15 protein-coding genes and 1 pseudogene are annotated in these 18,798 nt (G+C 70.7%); 3 read left to right on the top strand and 13 right to left on the bottom strand.

The window, feature by feature from the left end:
* Nucleotide 1: 1 nt before the first annotated feature.
* Nucleotides 2–787 carry an ABC transporter ATP-binding protein gene (locus tag DIZ27_RS19095; protein ID WP_109379640.1) on the bottom strand — a complete coding sequence of 262 codons (786 nt, stop codon included), beginning with the start codon at nucleotides 785–787 and terminating at the stop codon, nucleotides 2–4.
* Between the two features lie 261 nt (nucleotides 788–1,048).
* Here DIZ27_RS19095 and DIZ27_RS19090 point away from each other — a divergent pair, with 261 nt between their 5' ends.
* From DIZ27_RS19090 to DIZ27_RS47160, 3 genes and pseudogenes are all read left to right on the top strand, one after another.
* Nucleotides 1,049–2,074, top strand: coding sequence for an ABC transporter substrate-binding protein (locus DIZ27_RS19090; RefSeq protein ID WP_109379639.1), 1,026 nt, complete (start codon nucleotides 1,049–1,051; stop codon nucleotides 2,072–2,074).
* 218 nt (nucleotides 2,075–2,292) lie between these two features.
* Complete coding sequence (locus DIZ27_RS19085) at nucleotides 2,293–3,042, top strand: ABC transporter permease (protein ID WP_258308446.1); 750 nt, start codon at nucleotides 2,293–2,295, stop codon at nucleotides 3,040–3,042.
* Nucleotides 3,043–3,146: 104 nt separating this feature from the next.
* Nucleotides 3,147–3,442: pseudogene (locus DIZ27_RS47160) on the top strand (hypothetical protein); the annotation flags it as partial.
* Between the two features lie 20 nt (nucleotides 3,443–3,462).
* Here the strand turns inward: DIZ27_RS47160 and DIZ27_RS19075 are convergent.
* The 12 genes from DIZ27_RS19075 to DIZ27_RS19020 all read right to left on the bottom strand — a co-directional run bounded on the left by DIZ27_RS19075 (nucleotide 3,463) and on the right by DIZ27_RS19020 (nucleotide 18,534).
* A complete protein-coding gene (locus DIZ27_RS19075; protein WP_109379637.1) occupies nucleotides 3,463–4,827 on the bottom strand; it encodes a hypothetical protein in 1,365 nt (454 codons plus the stop codon).
* A gap of 344 nt (nucleotides 4,828–5,171) precedes the next feature.
* Entirely contained in the window at nucleotides 5,172–6,311 is a 1,140-nt protein-coding gene (locus tag DIZ27_RS19070) for a zinc-binding dehydrogenase (protein ID WP_109379680.1), read from the bottom strand.
* The gene (locus tag DIZ27_RS19065; RefSeq protein WP_109379636.1) at nucleotides 6,308–6,610 is read right to left on the bottom strand and encodes a putative quinol monooxygenase; all 303 of its coding nucleotides are present in this window, start codon (nucleotides 6,608–6,610) and stop codon (nucleotides 6,308–6,310) included. The genes DIZ27_RS19070 and DIZ27_RS19065 overlap by 4 nt, the downstream gene beginning before the upstream one ends.
* Nucleotides 6,611–6,617: 7 nt before the next feature.
* Nucleotides 6,618–7,277, bottom strand: a complete 660-nt coding sequence (locus tag DIZ27_RS19060) for a glycerol-3-phosphate responsive antiterminator (protein WP_109379679.1) — start codon at nucleotides 7,275–7,277, stop codon at nucleotides 6,618–6,620.
* Nucleotides 7,278–7,323: 46 nt separating this feature from the next.
* Complete coding sequence (locus DIZ27_RS19055) at nucleotides 7,324–8,877, bottom strand: FAD-binding oxidoreductase (RefSeq protein ID WP_109379635.1); 1,554 nt, start codon at nucleotides 8,875–8,877, stop codon at nucleotides 7,324–7,326.
* A complete protein-coding gene (locus DIZ27_RS19050) occupies nucleotides 8,874–10,547 on the bottom strand; it encodes a glycerol-3-phosphate dehydrogenase/oxidase (protein WP_109379634.1) in 1,674 nt (557 codons plus the stop codon). The genes DIZ27_RS19055 and DIZ27_RS19050 overlap by 4 nt, the downstream gene beginning before the upstream one ends.
* A gap of 36 nt (nucleotides 10,548–10,583) precedes the next feature.
* On the bottom strand, nucleotides 10,584–12,161 hold the full coding sequence (locus tag DIZ27_RS19045; protein WP_109379633.1) for an FGGY family carbohydrate kinase: 1,578 nt from the start codon (nucleotides 12,159–12,161) through the stop codon (nucleotides 10,584–10,586).
* A gap of 89 nt (nucleotides 12,162–12,250) precedes the next feature.
* Nucleotides 12,251–13,681 (bottom strand): MFS transporter, encoded by a 1,431-nt coding sequence (locus tag DIZ27_RS19040; RefSeq protein WP_109379632.1) that lies wholly within the window; start codon nucleotides 13,679–13,681, stop codon nucleotides 12,251–12,253.
* A gap of 321 nt (nucleotides 13,682–14,002) precedes the next feature.
* On the bottom strand, nucleotides 14,003–14,320 hold the full coding sequence (locus DIZ27_RS48450) for a hypothetical protein (RefSeq protein ID WP_181383590.1): 318 nt from the start codon (nucleotides 14,318–14,320) through the stop codon (nucleotides 14,003–14,005).
* Nucleotides 14,321–14,399: 79 nt separating this feature from the next.
* The gene (locus DIZ27_RS19030; RefSeq protein ID WP_109379631.1) at nucleotides 14,400–15,818 is read right to left on the bottom strand and encodes an MFS transporter; all 1,419 of its coding nucleotides are present in this window, start codon (nucleotides 15,816–15,818) and stop codon (nucleotides 14,400–14,402) included.
* A 329-nt stretch (nucleotides 15,819–16,147) separates the two neighbouring features.
* Nucleotides 16,148–17,590: an MFS transporter gene (locus DIZ27_RS19025; protein WP_109379630.1), complete on the bottom strand. Its 1,443-nt coding sequence runs from the start codon at nucleotides 17,588–17,590 to the stop codon at nucleotides 16,148–16,150.
* Nucleotides 17,587–18,534, bottom strand: coding sequence for a nucleoside hydrolase (locus tag DIZ27_RS19020; RefSeq protein WP_109379629.1), 948 nt, complete (start codon nucleotides 18,532–18,534; stop codon nucleotides 17,587–17,589). The genes DIZ27_RS19025 and DIZ27_RS19020 overlap by 4 nt, the downstream gene beginning before the upstream one ends.
* Nucleotides 18,535–18,798: the final 264 nt, after the last annotated feature.

Below are 18,798 nucleotides of genomic sequence, written 5' to 3'. Positions count from 1 at the left end.
GTCATCGTCCTTCCACTCCGGCCGGCGCCGACATGTCCCGTTCCATCAGCAGTTCGTGCAGGTCGGCGCTGCACCGGGCCACTTCGCCGAGATGCGCGGTACGGCCCAGCGTCCTCGGCCGGGGGATGTCGATGTCGACCACCTTGCGTATCCGGCCCGGGCGCGGGCTGAGCACCACCACACGGTCGGCGAGCAGCACGGCCTCGTCTATCGAGTGGGTGACAAAGACGACGGTGGCGGAGTTCTCCATGTGGACCCTCTGCAGCTCCGCCGCGAGTTCCGCGCGGGTGAGCGCGTCGAGCGCGGAGAACGGCTCGTCCATGAGCAGCACGCGGGGCTCGCCGATCAGCGACCGGCACAGCGAGACACGCTGCTGCATACCGCCGGAGAGCTCGTGCGGCCGGTGCTCCTCGAAGCCGCCCAGGCCGGCTGTCTCCAGGAGCCGGTGCGCCCGGACCCGGTGCTCGGCCTTGCGCCAGCCGAAGATCTCCACGGGCAGCAGGACGTTGTCGAGAACGGACCGCCAGGGCAGCAGGGCCGGCCGCTGGAACAGCATGGCGACGTCCCGCCGGGCTCCGGTGACTCGTTCACCGCCGATGGTGATCTCACCCTCGGAGACCGGCAGCAGTCCGGCGATCAGCCGGAGCAGTGTGGACTTGCCGCACCCGGACCGGCCCACCACCGCCACGAACTCGCCCTCGGCGATGTGGAGATCGACGCCCTGGAGCGCCACCGTGGAACCGGACCGGCCGGTGAAGGTCCGGGATGCACCGGTGAGTCTGATCATCCGGCGGTCTCCCCCATCCACTGGCGACGAACAATGCCGGCCGGTTCGTAACCCCCGGTCAGGTTAGCCGGACCAGGCGGCCCAGCGGTACCTGTCGTCCTGTCAGCATTTTCTTCGCACCTGGTGTCACACAGGCGGGGGTCTCGTACGCTGTCACTCGCGCGAAGTGTCATGTACCCCGGCGGTTACGTTACGCCGTTCTGTCTCGACGATCCCCTCCGCCGACGCAGGTCAGCGGTCGGAAAGGACGACACGGTGCACATGAACAGACTCGCCCGTACGGTCGCCGCGATGGCCCTGGCCATGGCGCTGGCGCTTGTGTCGGGATGCGGCGGATCTGACTCCGACACGGCTGCCGGTGCGGACGGCACGGAGTTGGAGAAGGTGACCTACCTGACCTCGTTCGGCAACTTCGGCCGGGACGCGTACGCCTGGGTCGCGAAGGACAAGGGGTTCTTCGAGGAGGCCGGCTTCGACGTGGAGATCAAGCCAGGCCAGGGCACCGGCGGCGTGATCTCGGCCGTCGTGAGCGGTCAGGCGCAGTTCGGCCCGATCGACCTGACGGGCGGTCTGCTGCAGATGGGCAGCGGCCAGGTGAAGGACTTCGTCGCGGTGGCCGCCATCCAGCAGCGCACCATGGCCGCGATCGCCACCACCCAGGGCGAGGGCATCGCCTCCCCGAAGGACCTCGAGGGCAAGCGTCTCGCCGACACACCCGGCTCCGTCGTACGCAACCTCTTCCCGACGTACGCCCGGCTGTCCGGGATGGACGCCGGCAAGGTGACCTGGGTCAACGGCGACGCGCAGACCCTGATGGGCACGCTCGCCAGCGGCTCGGTGGACGGCATCGGCCAGTTCGTGGTGGGCAAGCCGACCATCGAGGCGGTGACCGAGAAGAAGGCCGTCCTCCTGCCGTACAGCGACGTGATGCCCGATCTCTACGGAAACGCACTGATCACCTCGACGAAGATCGCCGAGCAGAAGCCGGAGATGGTGAAGCGGTTCGCCACTGCGCTGCTCAAGGGCCTGGAGTACAGCCTGGCCAACTCGAAGGAGGCCGCCGAGATCCTGAAGCGGAACGTGGACGCCGCGGACCCGGCTGCTGCGGCAGCCGAGTTGAACCTGATGGCCGCGTACGTCGCGCCTGACGGTTCCAAGTCCGCTGTCGGAACGCTGGACTCCGGGCGGGTTGCGAAAAGCATCGCGATCCTGCAGGACGCGGGTGCGCTGCCGCAGGGCATGACTCCTGAGCAGATCATCGACTTCGACCTCGTACCGAAAGCCTGATCACACTGTTTGCCCGAACGTGTGCTCCCCGTCGGTGACCGGCGGGGAGCATCGACACTGCCGCCCCGACTCCGCGCTGAGCGGTCCGGGTATGAGGAGGTGCCGGGCGGCCCCAGGAGGATGGGATGACCGAACTCTCGCCGCCGCGGCAGACCTCAGCGGCGGGCCCGGAGCCGGTGCCGCGATCTGGCCTGCAGCGCGGGGCGGGTACCGGCACCGTGCTGCTGCCCACGGCCGGGCTGCTGGTCGCCCTCGGCGGATGGTGGCTGCTCACGTCGGTGCTGAAGGCGGTCCACCCGGCGGTGCTGCCTCCGCCCGGTGCCGTGCTCTCAGCGTTCACAGCAGCCCCGGCCCGGTTCCTGGAGCACACCGGCGACACCACGGTGGAGACGCTTGCAGGCTTCGCGCTCTCCACCGCCTGCGGAGTTCTGATCGGGCTTTCACTGGCCGGCTCGCCGTTGTTGGAGCGGATGTTCACGCCGCTGCTGGTCGCCGTCAACGCTGTTCCGAAGATCGCGCTCGGGCCGCTGCTCGTGGGGGCGCTCGGCTGGGGGCAAAAGCCGGTCCTGACCATGGTCTTTCTGCTCTGCTTCTTCCCGATCGTGCTCTCCACCGCGACCGGCCTCACGTCGACCCCAGCGGACCTGGCCGAGCTGGCGCGCTCACTGGACGCCTCGCGCTGGCAGGCGTTCCGGAAGGTACGGCTGCCCGCCGCGCTGCCGCAGATCTTCGTCGGGCTGAAGGTGGCCATGCCACTCGCCGCGATCGGCGCGGTCATCGGCGAGTTCCAGGCCGGTGAGAGCGGGCTGGGCTATCTGATCGTGCAGGCCGGCGGGGTCGGCGACGTCGCCACTGCCTGGGTGGCGATCATCCTGATCGGACTGATGAGCATATTGTTCTACTTCGCATTGGTGCTGATGGAGCGGTTCGCGCTGCCCTGGGTCCGGGAAACCACCTCACGCAACTGACCCCGGCTGGTCGCCCCTGTGCGTGCCTACGGAACATCCACGAAGGTCAGGAGTCTCTCTGCGCATCCTGCAGAAAGACTCAGCCTGTGGAGCCCCCGGTCCCACCCCGAGGACCGTCGAAGACTGCCCTGCTGTGGGCGGCGCAGGTGCAGCTCGGCACGTCGCCCGGGCCGGACTGCGGAGCCGGTGCGACGCACTGTCGGACCATCCGCTGGTGGTGCCCGCCTGCCCCCGTCACCTCCGCGGCTTCGTCCACGCGCCGGAGCCGGTACCGGGGTGGGCGGACGTGGTCGTGGAGGCGGTGTCGAACTCGTTCGGGCGGTTGCCCGACGCGGTGCTGCTGCCGTGGCTGCCGCCGCTCATCACCACCTTGTGGTCCGGCGCCACGGAACTCGCCCCGGCCGGCGGCAGGGCGGGCCGTCACTCCGCCGAGCGCGGCCTGTCCGGTGCTCCCTCCAAGCCGCTGAAGTCCTCGATCGGGCAGTCCGCCGGGGTGCGTTCGCCGGTCGTCGCGGTCGTGGCGGCCCGTTCGGCGAGGGCCTCCGGGTAGCCTCCGCGCTCGGCCAGGAAGCGGACCCAGTCCGGGAAGAGGGCATGCGCCGACGCGGTGACGGGGTGGTCGGGCCTCCAGTCGTGGATCAGGGCGTACTGGTGCTGCACCCGGTGGGGGGACGGCTGCAGTTCGGTGCCCGGCAGAGCTCCCTCCAGCCATTCCTCGGCGAGCGCGGCCGCTCCCTCCGGCTCGGGGCGCCGTCCGCCGTTCCGCTCGGCGTACCACTCACCGAACGCTTCCTCAGCCCACTGCGTCTCGACGCCCGTGTACAGCGACTGGCGGGGCGGAAGCCCCTGCCCGCGCTTGCGCAGGGCGCGGTCCAGGTCGTACCGGCGGCGGCCGACGCGGTACCACTCGTCCAGCCGACCGCGGTTCTCCGTGCCCCGCAGCATCTCCTCGCCGAGATCCAGCTGGACGAGGCATTGCAGATCCGCCTGATCGGGTACGTGCGGTGCGCGCTGTCCGGCCGTGTCGCCGACGGCCGACCGCCAGGCCGCAGCCGCCTGCGCGAAGTCCTCATGGGTGCCACCACCGGCCAGGCACGGGATCTCGCAGGCATCGACGTCCCACAGATAGACATGGCGGTCGACCCCACCGGGATAGGCGAACTCCGCCATCACCCCGATCCGCGGCAGACAGGGGTCCCTCAGCAGCCGGACCTCGCCCGTCGCGGTCGGCTTGGGCAGCAACCGCAACCAGTCGGGCGGTCGCACCGCCCCACGGACCTGTTTCCGCACGCCGTTCATCATCCGAAGGGCCACCGCGCACAGGTCGGGAGTTCCGATCGACGCCATACCGTGCAGCAGTCGCCAGGGCGCCTCCCACGCGCCGCCGTCCCCCTCCAGGCCGGCCCGGACCTGTTCGGCCGCGGCCTGCGCGAGCTGCTCGAACCAGGCACTGAACCACAGGCCACCGACATCGCCGTGCACACGCTCATGGAGCCGGGCACCCAGCAGCACAGCCGTCGCGTCCTCCACCTCACGTGGCCCGTCGGCTCCGAGAAGCACCCCCGCCTCGTCAAGCACGCGAGCACTCGACTCGGCGTACCAGTCGGCCTTCTCCCGGTCATGCCCGAGGCCCTGGGCGAGTGCGGCCAGAGCCGACCGCTGCCCGGGCAGCAGAGCGCCGCCGAACGGCTGGTCCGCGCCGCGGGACACGGCGGCCCCGCCCGCACCGCCCCCCTTCGAGCGCTTGGCCTTCTTCGACTTGCGTGGACGTGATACCGGTGACATGCACCGCACTTTAGGGAGCCCTCCTCCAGGTTGCCCACCTCGGGCCAGAACCTCACACGGACCGGGCCTCGTCCGAGAGGGACAGGACGTCGTTCTCCCGGAGGACTCGCACTCTCCTCTGGGATGCAGCTGGTATCTCGAAGAGGGGGTGAGCAGCGGTTATGACGAACAGTGAGTGGCTTGAGCGCAGACTGTCACGAGCGCCGGTGCTGGAGGAGGACGCCCTGGACGACATCCATCACGTACTCACGACCGCGGGCGGCGACGCGCAGGACCGGGAAGACACCGATGGCGCCCCTCCCGTGACCGGGAGGAGCGCCATCGGCCGGGCCCGGCAGGCCGCGTCAGACGCCCAGCATGCCCGAGGCGTCGATGACCTGGCGGATCGCCCGGCCCGAAGCCAGCTCCTCCATCGCCGCGTTGATGTCGGCCAAGGGCAGTGTGCCTGTGTGCATCCGCTCCACCGGCATCAGACCGGCCCGCCACAGGTCCAGGAACCGGGGGATGTCACGGCGCGGGACCGCGTCGCCCATGTACGAGCCCAGCAGGGACTTGCCCTCGCCCGCGAACGCCAGGGCCGGAACCTCCAGTACCCGGTCGGGGGCGGGCAGGCCCACCGAGACGACCTTGCCGCCCCGGGCCACAGCGGTCAGGCACTGCGCCATCACCTCGGGGCTGCCCACCGCCTCCACGGCCAACTCACTTCCACCGCCCGTGAGTTCGCGAATCTCCTCGATCGCCTCGCCGGGAGCGCAGGCATGAGTCGCGCCCAGCTGCAGAGCCAGCTCGCGCTTCTCCCGGACCGGGTCGACCGCGATGATCGGGTACGCGCCCGCCGCACGGGCACCCAGCACCGCGGACAGGCCCACGCCGCCCAGGCCGTACACCACCGTCGACTGGCCGGGGCGCAGGGCCGCCGTGTTGATGACGGCTCCGGCGCCGGTCAGGACGGCGCAGCCGAACATCGACGCCACCGYGAACGGGATGTCCTTCGGGATCGGCACCACCGATTCCTGGGCCAGCACTGCGTGTTCGGAGAACGCGGAGACGCCCAGCTGGTGGTGGACCGGGGCTCCGGAGGCGTCGGTCAGCAGCGACGGGCCGTGCAGCAGCGCACCCGATCCGTTCGCCGCGGCCGCCTGTGCGCACAGGGCGGGTCGGCCCGCCGCGCAGTCGGCGCAGAAGCCGCAGCTCGGCACGAAGACCAGGGCCACGTGGTCACCGGGACGGACCCGGCTGACGCCCGGTCCGGTGTCCTGGACGACGCCCACCGCCTCGTGGCCCAGCGCCATGGGCAGCGGGCGGACCCGGTCGCCGTTGACCACCGACAGGTCCGAGTGGCAGAGCGAGGCGGCGGCGATCCGCACCAGCACCTCGCCCTCGCGCGGGGCGCCCAGCTCCAGCTCCTCCACCTCCACCGGGCGGGTCTCGGAGTAGGGGCGGGCCGTCGACACACCGCGCAGCACCACCGCCCGGGTCTTCATGCCCGCGCCTCCGGACGCGGGACGCATCGCAACACGTCACGGCTCTCCAGCAGCGGGACGACCTTGCCGAGTACGATCTCCTGGAAGTGCGGGGTGGCGCAGTGCGCGGTGAAGTCGGCCTCGGAGACGTACTCCTCGTACAGCACGATCGCCCGCGGGTCCTCGGTGCCCTGGTGGACGCGGTAGGCGAGGTTGCCGGGCTCCTGCCGGGAGGCGGCGGCCATGGTGTCGAGCAGGGGGAGGACGTTGTTCTCCTCGCCCTCCTTGGTGCGGTAGCGGGCGACCACGACGTATGACATGGGGTACTTACTCCTTGGACGGTGCGGCGGGCCTCTTCATCGCGGCGCGCGGGACCGGCGGCAGCTGGTCCCGGCGCAGGTGCCAGAGGCGGGGGTCGGAGGTGGCGGCGGCGACGGACCCGAGGGCCAGTGCGAGTGCCACGTCCGCGGGAGTCTCCACGAAGCCCGCGGCGATCGACGGGGACATCGCGCGCTGTGCCTGCGCGCTCATCCGGGCGATGATCGGGGCGGGCATGACTTCGACCAGGTCCGGCGCCCCGCGCGAGATCGCGTCCGTGGAGCGGCGCAGATTGGACCGGTCGGTGACGAACACCTTCATCATCGTCAGCAGGCCGAGCGACCGGCCCTTCTCCGTCATCGACAGCCGGGTACTGACGACGCCGTGGGCGCCCATGTTCTTGAGGAACTCCAGCGCGCCCCGGTCCTGTGCCAGACCGGGGCTGCTGTCCACGTTCACGAACACGGTCTTCCCCGCCCGGCCCAGCGCCGGCACGACCTGGGGCAACTGCCCCACCGTGAGCGACGCGACGATGCACACCTTGGCCGGTGCGGTCAGGAACTGCCGCACCGGCTGGGTGCCCACGACCGACGCGACGACCGGGACCTCGGCGAACGCGGAGGCGAGCCGGGGGTCGAGTGCGGCACCGGACCGGGACGAGGAAGGGATCATGGCAAGGGCCTGCCTGGAGAGGAAGGGTTCGTGGCTGCTGAGGTCAGCTCAGCGGAGACGTACCGAATCGGCTGGGGAGGCCCAGTTTGCCAGGGTTGAGGATCCCGGCCGGGTCCAGGGCCTTCTTCACCGCGACGAACGTCGCGAAGCCCGCCCCGAGGGATTCTTCCAGGTAGGGGCCGCGCAGCAGACCGCAGCCGTGGTGGTGGCTGAGCGCCGCGGCGTGCTTGACGAGCACGGCGTTGGCCGCGTCCCACACCGCGCGGTACCAGTCGCGGCGCGACTCGGGCGCCACGTTCCCGCGGAGCGAGAAGTAGACGCAGGCGCCGTCGGTGTACGCGTGGGACTGGTGGGCCGACGCGGCCAGGGTGCCGTCCACCGCCTGGATCGCGGCGACCACCTCGTCGTAGATCACCGGGAGGTCGGTCCAGGACGCGGCCATCTCCAGGGTGTCGGCGACGAAGCCCGGACCGGGCTTGAAGCCGTCGGCGGACTTGCCGACCAGCATCCGCTCGTCCAGCCAGCGCTCGAAGACGGCCTGGCTGTCCAGTTCGGGGCCGTACTCCTCGCAGACCTCCTTCGCCACCTTGATCGAGGCGTCGACGATGGCCGGGTCGCCCTCGTCGGCGATGAGCAGGAGGTTGGTCTCCGGGTGGCCGAAGTGGGTGCCCGACTCCAGCTTGTCGTACAGGCGCAGGACGGCCGGGGTGGCGCCGCGCTGCATGATCCTGCGGCAGGCGTCCAGGCCCTCCGCGAAGGTCTTGAAGCCGTACGCGACGGCGGAGGCGTACTCCGGCAGCGGGTGGACCCGCAGCCGGGCCGAGACGATGACGCCGAGGGTGCCCTCGGAGCCGACGAACAGCTGGCGCAGGTCCGGGCCGACCGCGGCGCGGGCGTAGTCGCCGTACGTGGCCCGCGTGCCGTCGGCGTGCACGACGTCGACGCCGACGACCATGTCCTCGATCTTTCCGTACCGGGTGGAGAGCTGGCCGGCGCCGCGGCAGGCGATCCAGCCGCCGACGGTGGAGATGGCGAACGCGGACGGCCAGTGGCCGGTGGTGACGCCGTACTCCTCCTGGAGCTGCTTCTCGAAGAGGTCGCCGAACATGCCGGCCTGGACGTCCACGATGTTCGACTCGGCGTCGAAGCCGATGATCCGGTTCAGTCCGCACACGTCCAGGACGACGCCGCCGAAGACGGGAAGCGCGCCACCGATGACGTTGGAGCGGCCCGCGGACGGGGTGACCGGGATGCCGGCCTCGTGGCAGATCCGCAGCACGGCCGCGACCTGGTCGGCGTCGGCGGCCTCGACGATCACGGCGTTCGGGGTCGCGGGGCGGCCCTCGGTCTCGCCGATCATCGAACCGGCCCACCAGTCACGGGTCCGGGTGACGACCTCGTCGCGGGAGGTGTGCACCGCGTGCGCGGCCTCGCGCAGCGCCTCGACCACGGTCTCGGGCACCTCGACCGGGTCCACCTGGAGCGCGGCCTCGCCGTCGCCGATCGGGGTGTTCTGCGCCCACTTGGCGAAGCTGGGGGCACCGACGGTGTAGTTGCCCCGGTTGAACGGGTGGGTGATGGTCTGACGGCTGATCATGCTGCTGCCCCTTCGAGGAGTACGGACTTTTCGTGACGGACGGCTGCGAGGTACTCGGCGACCGAGCGCTCGACCTCCGCCTTCGTGAGGTTCAGTTCCCGGCCGAGGATCGCGCCGACGGTCTCGGCGGCGTCGACGGAGGCGTCCCGGGCGAACAGCCGGGCACGCGTGCGGCGGGAGAGGACGTCGTCGACCGACCGGGCCAGCTCGGCGCGGGCCGCGTACACGACCTCGGCCTTGGTGTACGGGAGCCCCGCCACGATCGGCTCGGCCAGCGACGGGTCGTCCTGGATGAGGTCGCCGACGAAGCGGGCCTCGGTGCCGAAGCGCTCGCCCAGGTGCGCTGCGATGCCACCGGACGCGGCGACGGCCTCGGAGTCGTAACCGGCGCCGCCGAGGAGCGGGAGGTCGGTGGTGCGGCTCTTCCCCTTGCGGCCGAGGACCGTCATCACCTTGTCGATGACGAGTTCGCCCATGTGCCGGCTGGTGGTGAGCTTGCCGCCGGTCACCGTCACCATGCCGGTGCGGCCGATGGTGATGTGGTGGTCGCGGCGCATGTCGAGGGTGGCCCCCTCCTTGCCGCCGACGAGTGGGCGCAGACCGCCGATGGAGCCGACCACGTCGTCCGGGGTGAGCTTCGCCTCGAAGGCGGTGTTGGCGCCCTCCAGCAGGAAGTCCATCTCCTCGCGGGTGCAGTGCACGTCGTCCGGGGAACCCTGGTAGTCCTCGTCGGTGGTGCCCACCACGACGGTGTTGCCCCAGCGGGTGCAGGTCGCGCGGCGGGCCCGGCCGGGGATCGGCACGGTGACCGTGCAGTTGATCCGTACCTTGTCCCACGGCACCACGATGTGGACGCCCTTGGCGGGCCGGACCTGCGGCTTGTGGCCGTCGTCCGCCTTTGCGTCCAGCTCGTCGGTCCACACCCCGGTGGCGTTGACCACGGCTCGGGCGCGGATGTCGATGGTGTCGCCGTCCGCCGAGACTCGGGCACCGGACACCTTGCCCGTCTGCATCAGCAGGCCCTCGGCCTTGGCTCCGTTGAGGACCGTCGCCCCGAGCGCGGCGGCAGTGCGGACGATGGTGAGGACGAGGCGGGCGTCGTCGGTGCGGGCGTCGAAGTACAGCAGCCCGCCCTTGAGGTTCTCGGCGCGCAACGTCGGCGCCTGGGCGAGGACCTCGGGAACGGTGAGCCGCTGGTGGAGCTTGCCGATCCGCCATCCGCCGACCAGGTCGTACGTCCACAGCAGGCCCTCGAAGCCCTTGGCCAGGCGGGCGTCGAAGATGCCCTCCTTCTCCAGGATCGGGAAGAGGAACGGCAGCCGGTGCACCAGGTGCGGGGCGTTCTTGCGGAAGCGGTGGCGCTCCAGGAGCGAGTGGCGGACCAGGTTGACGTTGCCCTGCTCGATGTAGCGCAGGCCGCCGTGCACCATCTTCGACGACTTCGACGAGGTGCCGGAGGCGAAGTCGTCCTTCTCGATCAGGGCCGCGCGCAGACCGCGCGAAGCGGCGTCGAGCACGGCGTACGCCCCGGTGATGCCACCACCGATGACGAGCACGTCGTACGTGTCGTCGGCCAGCCGGCGCTTGAGGGCCACCCGGTCTAGGAGCAGGGGCGTCCGGCGGGTCGCCGCGGCGTTGCGCCGCGGTTTCCGGGCGGGCATGGTGATCACAACATCAACTCCTGGTGTTCTGATGCGGCGGGGCCGTCAGTGGGGGGTGTGAGGTTCGGGTGCGCCTTCCCGCAGGGGGAGCAGCGCGGGGTCGTTCAGGTGGGCGATCAGCACGTCGCGCCAGGCGGCCCGCTGCTCGGTCCGCTCGGCCGCCGTGATCGACGGCTCGAAGACCTGGCCGTGCGGCTGCGCCTCGACGACCTCTTCGAGTGAGGACCACAGGCCCTGGGCGACCCCGGCCAGATAGGAGGTGCCGCGCAGGCTGGCGGTGGCGGAGTCGGAGACCCGTTCCAGCGGCAGGCCGGCCAGGTCGGCCTGGATCCGCATCAGCGGATCGCTGCCGGAGACGCCGCCGCCGACCCGGAGCCGGGTGAACGGAGTGCCCATGGTGTCGGCGACCCCGTCGATCAGGTCGCACACCGAGTGCGCGATCCCGTCCAGCACGGCGCGTGCGAGGTCGGCCCGGGTGGTGGCGAGGGTGAGCCCGGTGAGGGAAGCGGTGGCATCCGGGTGCCAGACCGGCGTACGGACCCCGGCCAGCGCCGGGACGAAGTGCGGCGTGTGGCCCGGCCTGGTGGCGACGCGGCTCGCCTCCTCGCCGAGCTCCTGCGGCGATGCGAACAGCCCCAGGTCGTCGCAGAGCCAGCGCAGTGCCGAACCCGCGGTGGAGGTGTACGCCTCCAGGCTGTAGTGGCTGATGCCGCCCTGCCGCCGACCGGGCTGGGCGACCACGCCGGAGATGTCCGGCCGGGGCAGGGCGGGCCGGGTACCGGTCGCCGCGTCGACGAACGCGCCGGTCCCGTACATGCACATGCCCTGCCCGACGGCGATACCGCCGAGTGCGACGAGCGCGGATTGCTGGTCGCCCATGGAGGCGGCCAGCGGGACGGCGATGCCGAGGGCGGCCGGGTCGGTCGTGCCGAATCCGGCGTCGTCGGAGCGGAGTTCCGGCAGCAGGTCGAGGGGGAAGCCCAGGTGGCCGATCCATTCCTCGTCCCAGGCGTGCCGCTCCAGCAGGTAGCCACCGGTGGACGCGGCGTTGGTCGGGGTGGTGGCGTGCACGGCGCCACCGGTGAGGCGCCAGATCAGCCAGGTGTCGACGGTGCCGAAGAGCAGCCGCCCCGCCCGGTGCGCCTCGGCGACCTCCGGGTGCGCGGCGATCTGCCGGGCGGCCCAGAGGAACGGTGAGCGGGCGCCGACCGGCCGGCCCTGACGGGCCAGCAGGGCGGCGTCCCACTCCGCTTCGTACGCGGTGAGTTCGTGTGCGTACCGCCGGTCCTGCCACACCACGGCCGGCAGCAGCGGCCGTCCCGTGACCCGGTCCCACAGCATCGCCGTCGCCCGCTGTGTGGACACCGCGACCGCCGCGATCTCGATGCCCTCCTCCCTGGCCCGGCCGACGGCCTGGCGCGCCACCCCGACGGTGGCCGTCCAGATCTCCATCGGGTCCTGCTCGACCGAGAGGTTGTCCGGATGGCTGACCTCGATCGATCGGTAGAACACCTCGTGGACGGTGCCCGAGTCGAGGACGACTCCGGCCCGGGTGCCCGTGGTGCCCTCGTCGATGGACAGCACACCGCGCCGTGGGGTGGCGCCGAGGAACGTCTGCGTCATTGCAGCCCTTTCAGTGCGAGCTTTGCGAGCGAGCCGTACGGAGGGGTGGAGGGAAACGGAGGGGAGGGGCCATCGTGTGGTGTGACGGGTCAGCGCACGGTCGCGGGCTGTTCCGCGGCGGTGTTGCGGTCCTGTCCGGCCACCTCGTCGGGCGAAGCGGCCTTCATCGGGTCCCACTTGATCACCAGGCAGGTGATCAGCCCGAGCAGCGGCACGGCGGAGAGCACCAGGAAGGTGTTGGCGAGTCCGAGCGAGTCCTTGATCTGAGGGAACACGTACAGCCCGACCACACTGCCGAAGCTGCCGACCATTCCGGTGACACCGGTGCCCAGGGCGCGGATGTCGCTGCTGTAGGAGAGCGCTGCGATGGACTTGCCGTTGGCGCCGGGGCCCGTCGAGTGGCAGAGGATGAACAGCACCGGCAGGAGGAACGCCACGGCCGTGGGCACCTTCTCGAAGGTCAGCCCCATCGCCACCAGGGCCACGAAGACCCCGGCGAAACCGGCGGCGGAGCTGAGCCGCAGTCCGAGTCGGCGACCGAAGTACGCGGACAGCAGTCCGCCCACGATACCGACGGCGTTGAAGACCATCGAGCCGACGGTGGCCTTCTCGAAGCTCTGGCCGAAGATCGCCAGGCTGATCAGCGGCAGGTACCAGCCGACCGCGAAGTACTGCATCGACTGCCCGAGCGAGATGACCGAGGAGAGGATCGTGCGCGGCAGGTACTCGCCCTTGAACAGGATCCCGGCCTGGCGGAACCCGATGGCGGGTGCTTCGGCGGCGGTACGGGTCGCTTCGTCGGGCGTGCCGGCGACGGCCTTGATCCCGTAGATCCTGTCCAGGTTGGTCGCCGCCTCCTCCAACCGGCCCTTGCTGGCCAGCCAGGTCGGGCTCTCCTTGAGCATCAGGGCTTGGCCCAGGAGCAGGAGGGCGGCGATGACCGCGGCCGAGCCGACCGACCAGCGCCAGATGTCGGCGCCGACGTCCAGGTTGAAGAAGACCAGGGCCAGCGCGAGGTTGCTGGTGGTGGCGACGTACCAGACGGCCTGCCACAGGTTCAGCCGACCGCTCAGCTTCGCGGGCGTGTACTCGGCGAGCAGCGCCATGGCGACCGCGAAGTCGATGCCGTACGCGACACCCACCAGGACTCGGCCGAGCCAGACGACGCTGAAGTCGTCGGCGAACGCGGCGAGCAGGGCGCCCGCGATCGCGAACACCTTGGCGATGAGCAGCGGGGTGACGCGACCGATGCGGGTGGCGAGCCAGCCACCGACCGGGTTGAAGATGATCGCCAGGGCCGGAGCGGTGGCCGTGAGGATCGACACCTGGGTGCTGGTGAGTTCCATCTGGGACGTCATCGGCCCCAGACCGGCGCTCAGCGCCGCGTTCGAGTAGGCGTCGAGGAACAGCCCACCGAATACGAGAAGCCAGATGATCTGCGCCCGGCCGGTGATCTTGCCCAGCCCGTCGATGAGCGCAACGACGTCGGCGACACCCTTGACGCTCGAACGTTGTGCCATGAATCCGCCTTAGAGGAGGACCCGTCGGCGGCACGGGGAGCACAAAACAGGCATGACGAAGCCACCGACAGGTGGTCTGTGTCTGTGCCTGTCAAAACACTGCGGAAAGCGCCGCAGCACGTGAACTGCTGTAACTACCAACTACTTAGTGCAGTTAAGAGCGAGGTCGGAGAAACGTCAAGGGGGTTTCAGCCAGGTTGCCGAAACGTGATGGGTGTCCCGCAGCGGACGCCGGTGCCCGGGCCGGAGGCCGCCCGGTGCCAACTCGGCGAGCAGTCGCTCCAGCCGGTCGACGCCGGAGCCGGTGGGGAGGAATGCTGCTTACTCGGCTCCGGTCTCTCGGAACTCCTTGACCGTCGCGGCGAGGGATGCCGCGTCCTGGGGCGCGGAGCGAACCATGTGCTCGACGATCGGGCACAGGAAAGTGAAGTATTCCGCTGGGAGGGGCCGACCCGCGCGCGGCTGCTCAGCAGGCAACTCGGGGCGGTACGGCAGGGCACGACCGCGCTGCGGTACGGGGTGACGGCTGTACGGGGACAGCGGGGCCAGGGCGGTCCACTGGCCGGTTTCGGCGTCGGTGCAGGTGCCCTCGGCGGCGTTGACCCAAGGGGCGAGGCCATGCTTGCGAGCGGCTCGCACACGGCGGCGCTGGGGAAGACACCGCGGCCCCCTTCGTCCTTGTGCCGGGGAAGGGGGCCGCGGTGGAACGCCGGACGGCTCAGCGGGCCGCGGTGGTGGCGGGGGACCCGTCCCGGTCGGCGGGGGCGTCGGCGGCGGCCTCGCCCTCGTCGAGGGCGGTGTCCTTCGTCTCCTTGCCGATCAGCAGCGAGACCAGGGTCAGCAGGGCCATCGCGGAGAGGTAGACGCCGACCATCCACGGCGAGCCGTCGGCGGCTTCCCACAGCGCCACCGCGATGAACGGGGCGACGGCCGCGCCCAGGATCGAGCTGACGTTGTACGAGATGCCGGAGCCGGTGTAGCGCACGCTCGTCGGGAACAGCTCCGGCAGGAGCGCGCCCATCGGGCCGAAGGTCATGCCCATCAGGGTGAAGCCGAGCACCAGCCACAGCACCACACCGAGCGTGCCGAGGCCCATCAGCGGCACCCACACCAGACCGAAGACCAGGATTCCGGCGGTGACCCAGATCAGGGTGGCGCGGCGGCCGTACTTGTCGGCGAGCGGGCCCGAGATCAGGGTGAACGCGGCGAAGAACAGCACCCCGAAGATCATCATCAGGACGAAGGTGGTGTAGCTGTACCCCAGGCCGGGCACGGCGGCGTCCGTCGCGGTGCGGCCGTAGCTCAGCGAGAACGTGGTCATCAGGTAGAAGAGCACGTACGTGGCCAGCATGAAGAAGGTGCCGAGGACCAACTGCCGCCAGTGGCTGCGGAAGACGGTGGCCAGCGGCAGCTTCCGCACCAGCCCGGCCTCCTGGGTCTTGGCGAAGACCGGTGCCTCGACCAGACGCATCCGCACCCACAGACCGATCACGACCATCACGGCCGAGAACAGGAACGGGATGCGCCAGCCCCAGCTCAGGAAGGCCTCGGAGGGCTGCGACGGGTCGGCGCCCGCGGCGGACGGCAGCAGCGCGCCGATGATCAGGAAGAGGCCGTTGCCGATGATGAAGCCGAGCGGGGCACCCAGCTGCGGGAACGTGCCGTAGAGGGCGCGCTTGTTCTTCGGGGCGTTCTCCGTGGCGACCAGCGCGGCGCCGCTCCACTCGCCGCCCAGCGCGAAGCCCTGGGCGAGCCGCATCAGCACCAGCAGCGCGGTGGCGATCCAGCCGGCCTGCTCGTAGGTGGGCAGCACGCCGATGAGGAACGTGGCGATGCCCATGGTGAGGAGCGAGGCCACCAGCGTGCCCTTGCGGCCGAGCCGGTCGCCGAGGTGTCCGAAGACGACGGCGCCGATCGGACGGGCGACCATGGCGGCGCCGAACACCGCGAAGGACGACAGCAGCGCGGTGGTCGGGTCGCTGTTCGGGAAGAAGAGCGCGGGGAAGACCAGGACGGCGGCGGTCGCGTAGATGTAGAAGTCGTAGAACTCGATCGTCGTGCCGATGAGGCTCGCGACGAGGACACGGGACCGCGAGTTGACGGGCGCCGGGGCTGGGCTGGTGGCTGGTGCGGGCATTTCTCGGTCTTTCGCACGAGGGCGGAGAACAGACGCCGGCGGTGTGCCGCCGACGGGCCGTCCGACAGCAGGCGCCTCCCCGGAGGAAGGCCGCGTGTACGGTACAGACATTCCAAGGTTCTCAAACATCTCACGTGCCAGTCAGCCCGTATCAAGATGTGGGACGAGTTCGAGGTGCCGGGCGCCCCGGGCGCGCGCCGGGACGGAGCCGGAGGGCGAACGGCCTGCGGCACGGAACCCGGGAGGAATCCCCGGGCCCGTGCCGCAGGCCGTCGTCAGGTCACCGGACCGGACCGCCGCCGGGTCGCGGCGGTACCGGAAGGGCTGACTCAGTCGTCGCGCGCCTCGGCCTCCACCGGCTTCGGGATCATGAAGGACGTCGCGAAGGCGGCGGCCAGGATGACCACTCCGGCGATCATGCCGGCGGTGTAGTCGGCGGGCGACGTGGGATCGTCCGGCAGGGCAGCCGTCTTGACCGCGTACAGCAGCGCGAAGCTGAGACCGGCGCCGAGGTTGAACGCCCCCGCGTTGAGACCGGGCAGGAAGCCCGGGTTCTCCTTGGGGGACAGGACGATGCCGAGCCCGTTGAGCACGATGTTCGCCACACCCGCGTAGGCGATGCCGACCAGGACCGAGGTCAGCAGCAGCATGGCGCGGGACTGGGAGTCGACCGTGAGGATCATCAGGAGCACGCCCGCCACGGCCCCGATCAGCCCCAGCCGCAGGACACGGCCGTACCCGAAGGTGGCGGCGAGCCGGCCGGCGAGGGGCCCCATGGCCAGGCCGGCCAGGGCGTACGGGGTGAGGGTCCACCACGCGGACTGCTCGGCGCCCATGCCGAGCCCGGCGTTCCCGTCCTGGGCCAGTGCCGGGATCAGCCCGTTCATGACGGCGAACACGCCCGTCATGGTGAGCAGGGTGGTCAGCAGGGTCGCCCAGGTCGAGCGCTGCTTCAGGTGCCGGGTGGCGACCAGCGGGTGCGGGCTGCGGTCCTCGGTCCGCCAGAACAGGGCGAAGGCGATCGCGCCGACGACGATGAGGACGGCGACGAGGAGCCAGTCGGCGTCGGCGAGCTTGCCGGCCTCGTTCAGCGCGGTGAGCAGTGCGCCGACGGACACGACGAGGAGTGCCACACCGGGCCAGTCCATCCGGTCCGCGTTGGGCGCCTTGGTCTCGGGGGTCAGGGTGGCGACCATCACGGCGGCGAGGACCGCCACGACGGCCATCGTCCAGAAGACCGACCGGAAGCCGTAGTTGTCGGCGAGGTAGCCACCGGCGAGGGCGTCGATACCGGCGATGCCGCCGTTGACGGCGGTGATCACGCCCAGCAGGGTGCCGTACTTCTTCGGTTCGCGCACCTCCTGCCGCAGCATGATCAGGCAGAGGGGGACGACCGGGCCGGACACACCCTGGATGATGCGGCCGACGAACAGCACGGGCACGCTCGGCGCCAGTGCGGCGACGACACAGCCGATGGCCATGAGCGCCAGCATGCCGGCCAGGACCTTGCGCCGGCCGACGACGTCGCCCAGCCTCGGCAGGAAGAGCGAGAACAGGGCCGCCGAGGTGAAGAACGCGGTCTGGGTGAGCCCGATCTCGGCCGAACTGGCCCCGAAGCTCTCCTCGATGTTCTTCAGCGCGGGGCTGAGCATGCTCGCGTTGAGCTGGAAGGCGAAACAGGCCGCGAGGAGCGCGACCATCAGCACGCCCACCCGGGTCGTGCGGCGGCCCGACACCTCGTCGGGCCGGCTCGTGGTGGTGGGTGCGCTCATGCCTCGACGTCACCGATCCGCTCGAGGGCGTCCACCACGAGGTCCCAGAACCGCTCGCGGTCGAGCTCGACCGCGACCTGGGTGTGGCAGTCGGCCGGGGCCGGGGCGCGGAAGTCCGTCACGGTCATGCCCAGGGTCAGACCACCGCTGAGCTCGACGTCCACGGGAGCCTTGCGCACCGTCATGACGGAGGGGTCGATCACGTACGCGACCGCGCAGGGGTCGTGCACGGGCGGGTGCTCGAAGCCCTGCGCCTCCTTGTAGGTGGCGCCGAAGAAGTCCAGCAGCTCGCCGACGAACTTGGCGGGCTTGGTGCCGACCGCGGCGATCTTCTCGGCGACCTCGGGCGTCGCCAGGGCCTGGTGCGTCAGGTCGAGACCGACCATGGTGACCGGCCAGCTCTCGTTGAAGACGATGTGGGCGGCCTCGGGGTCGATGATGATGTTGAACTCGGCGACCGCGCTCCAGTTGCCCTCGTGGTAGCCGCCGCCCATCAGGACGACCTCGCGGACCCGCTCGACGATGCGGGGCTCCTTGCGCGCGGCGAGGGCGATGTTGGTCAGGCCCGCCGTCGGGACGATGGTGATCTCGCCGGGCTCGTGCGACATCACCGTGTCGATGATGAGGTCGACGGCGTGCCGGCGGTCCAGCTCGAGGGTCGGCTCGGGCAGCTCCGGTCCGTCCAGACCGGTCTCGCCGTGGATGTCCGGGGCCGTCTCGATGGCCCGCACCAGCGGCCGCGGGCAGCCGGCGGCGAAGGGCACGCCGGTGATCCCGGCGATGCGCGCCACGGACAGGGCGTTGCGGGTCACCTTCTCCAGCGTCTGGTTGCCGACCACGGTCGTGACGGCGACCAGGTCGATGTCCGGGTTGCCGTGCGCCAGCAGCATCGCGATGGCGTCGTCGTGCCCGGGGTCGCAGTCGAGGATGATCTTTTTGGCCATCGGGAGCCCCTTTGCTCAAGGCGGAACGGGTGGAACGGGGGGTGAAGCGGATCTCTGGAGCGCCGAAGGAGGGCTGCTACCGGAGGGCGGGCCGGCTCGTACGCCCGGCGCCGGCGGTGGTGACCGTCTCCGTCACCGTCACCGGAGGGACGGCAGCGGCACGGGGCGACCGACTGGCGCCGGCGGCGATCGGGGTGATCGGGGTGAACACTGTGCACCTCCTTGGAAACGGTTTGGGAAAACGTTCTCCAGAAAAGTTCCTCA

This window comes from Streptomyces sp. NWU339 (assembly GCF_003143855.1).
Taxonomy (GTDB): Bacteria; Actinomycetota; Actinomycetes; order Streptomycetales; family Streptomycetaceae; genus Streptomyces.
The sequence above is the reverse complement of the archived record's forward strand: the minus strand, read 5'-3'. Positions and strand labels throughout refer to the sequence as shown.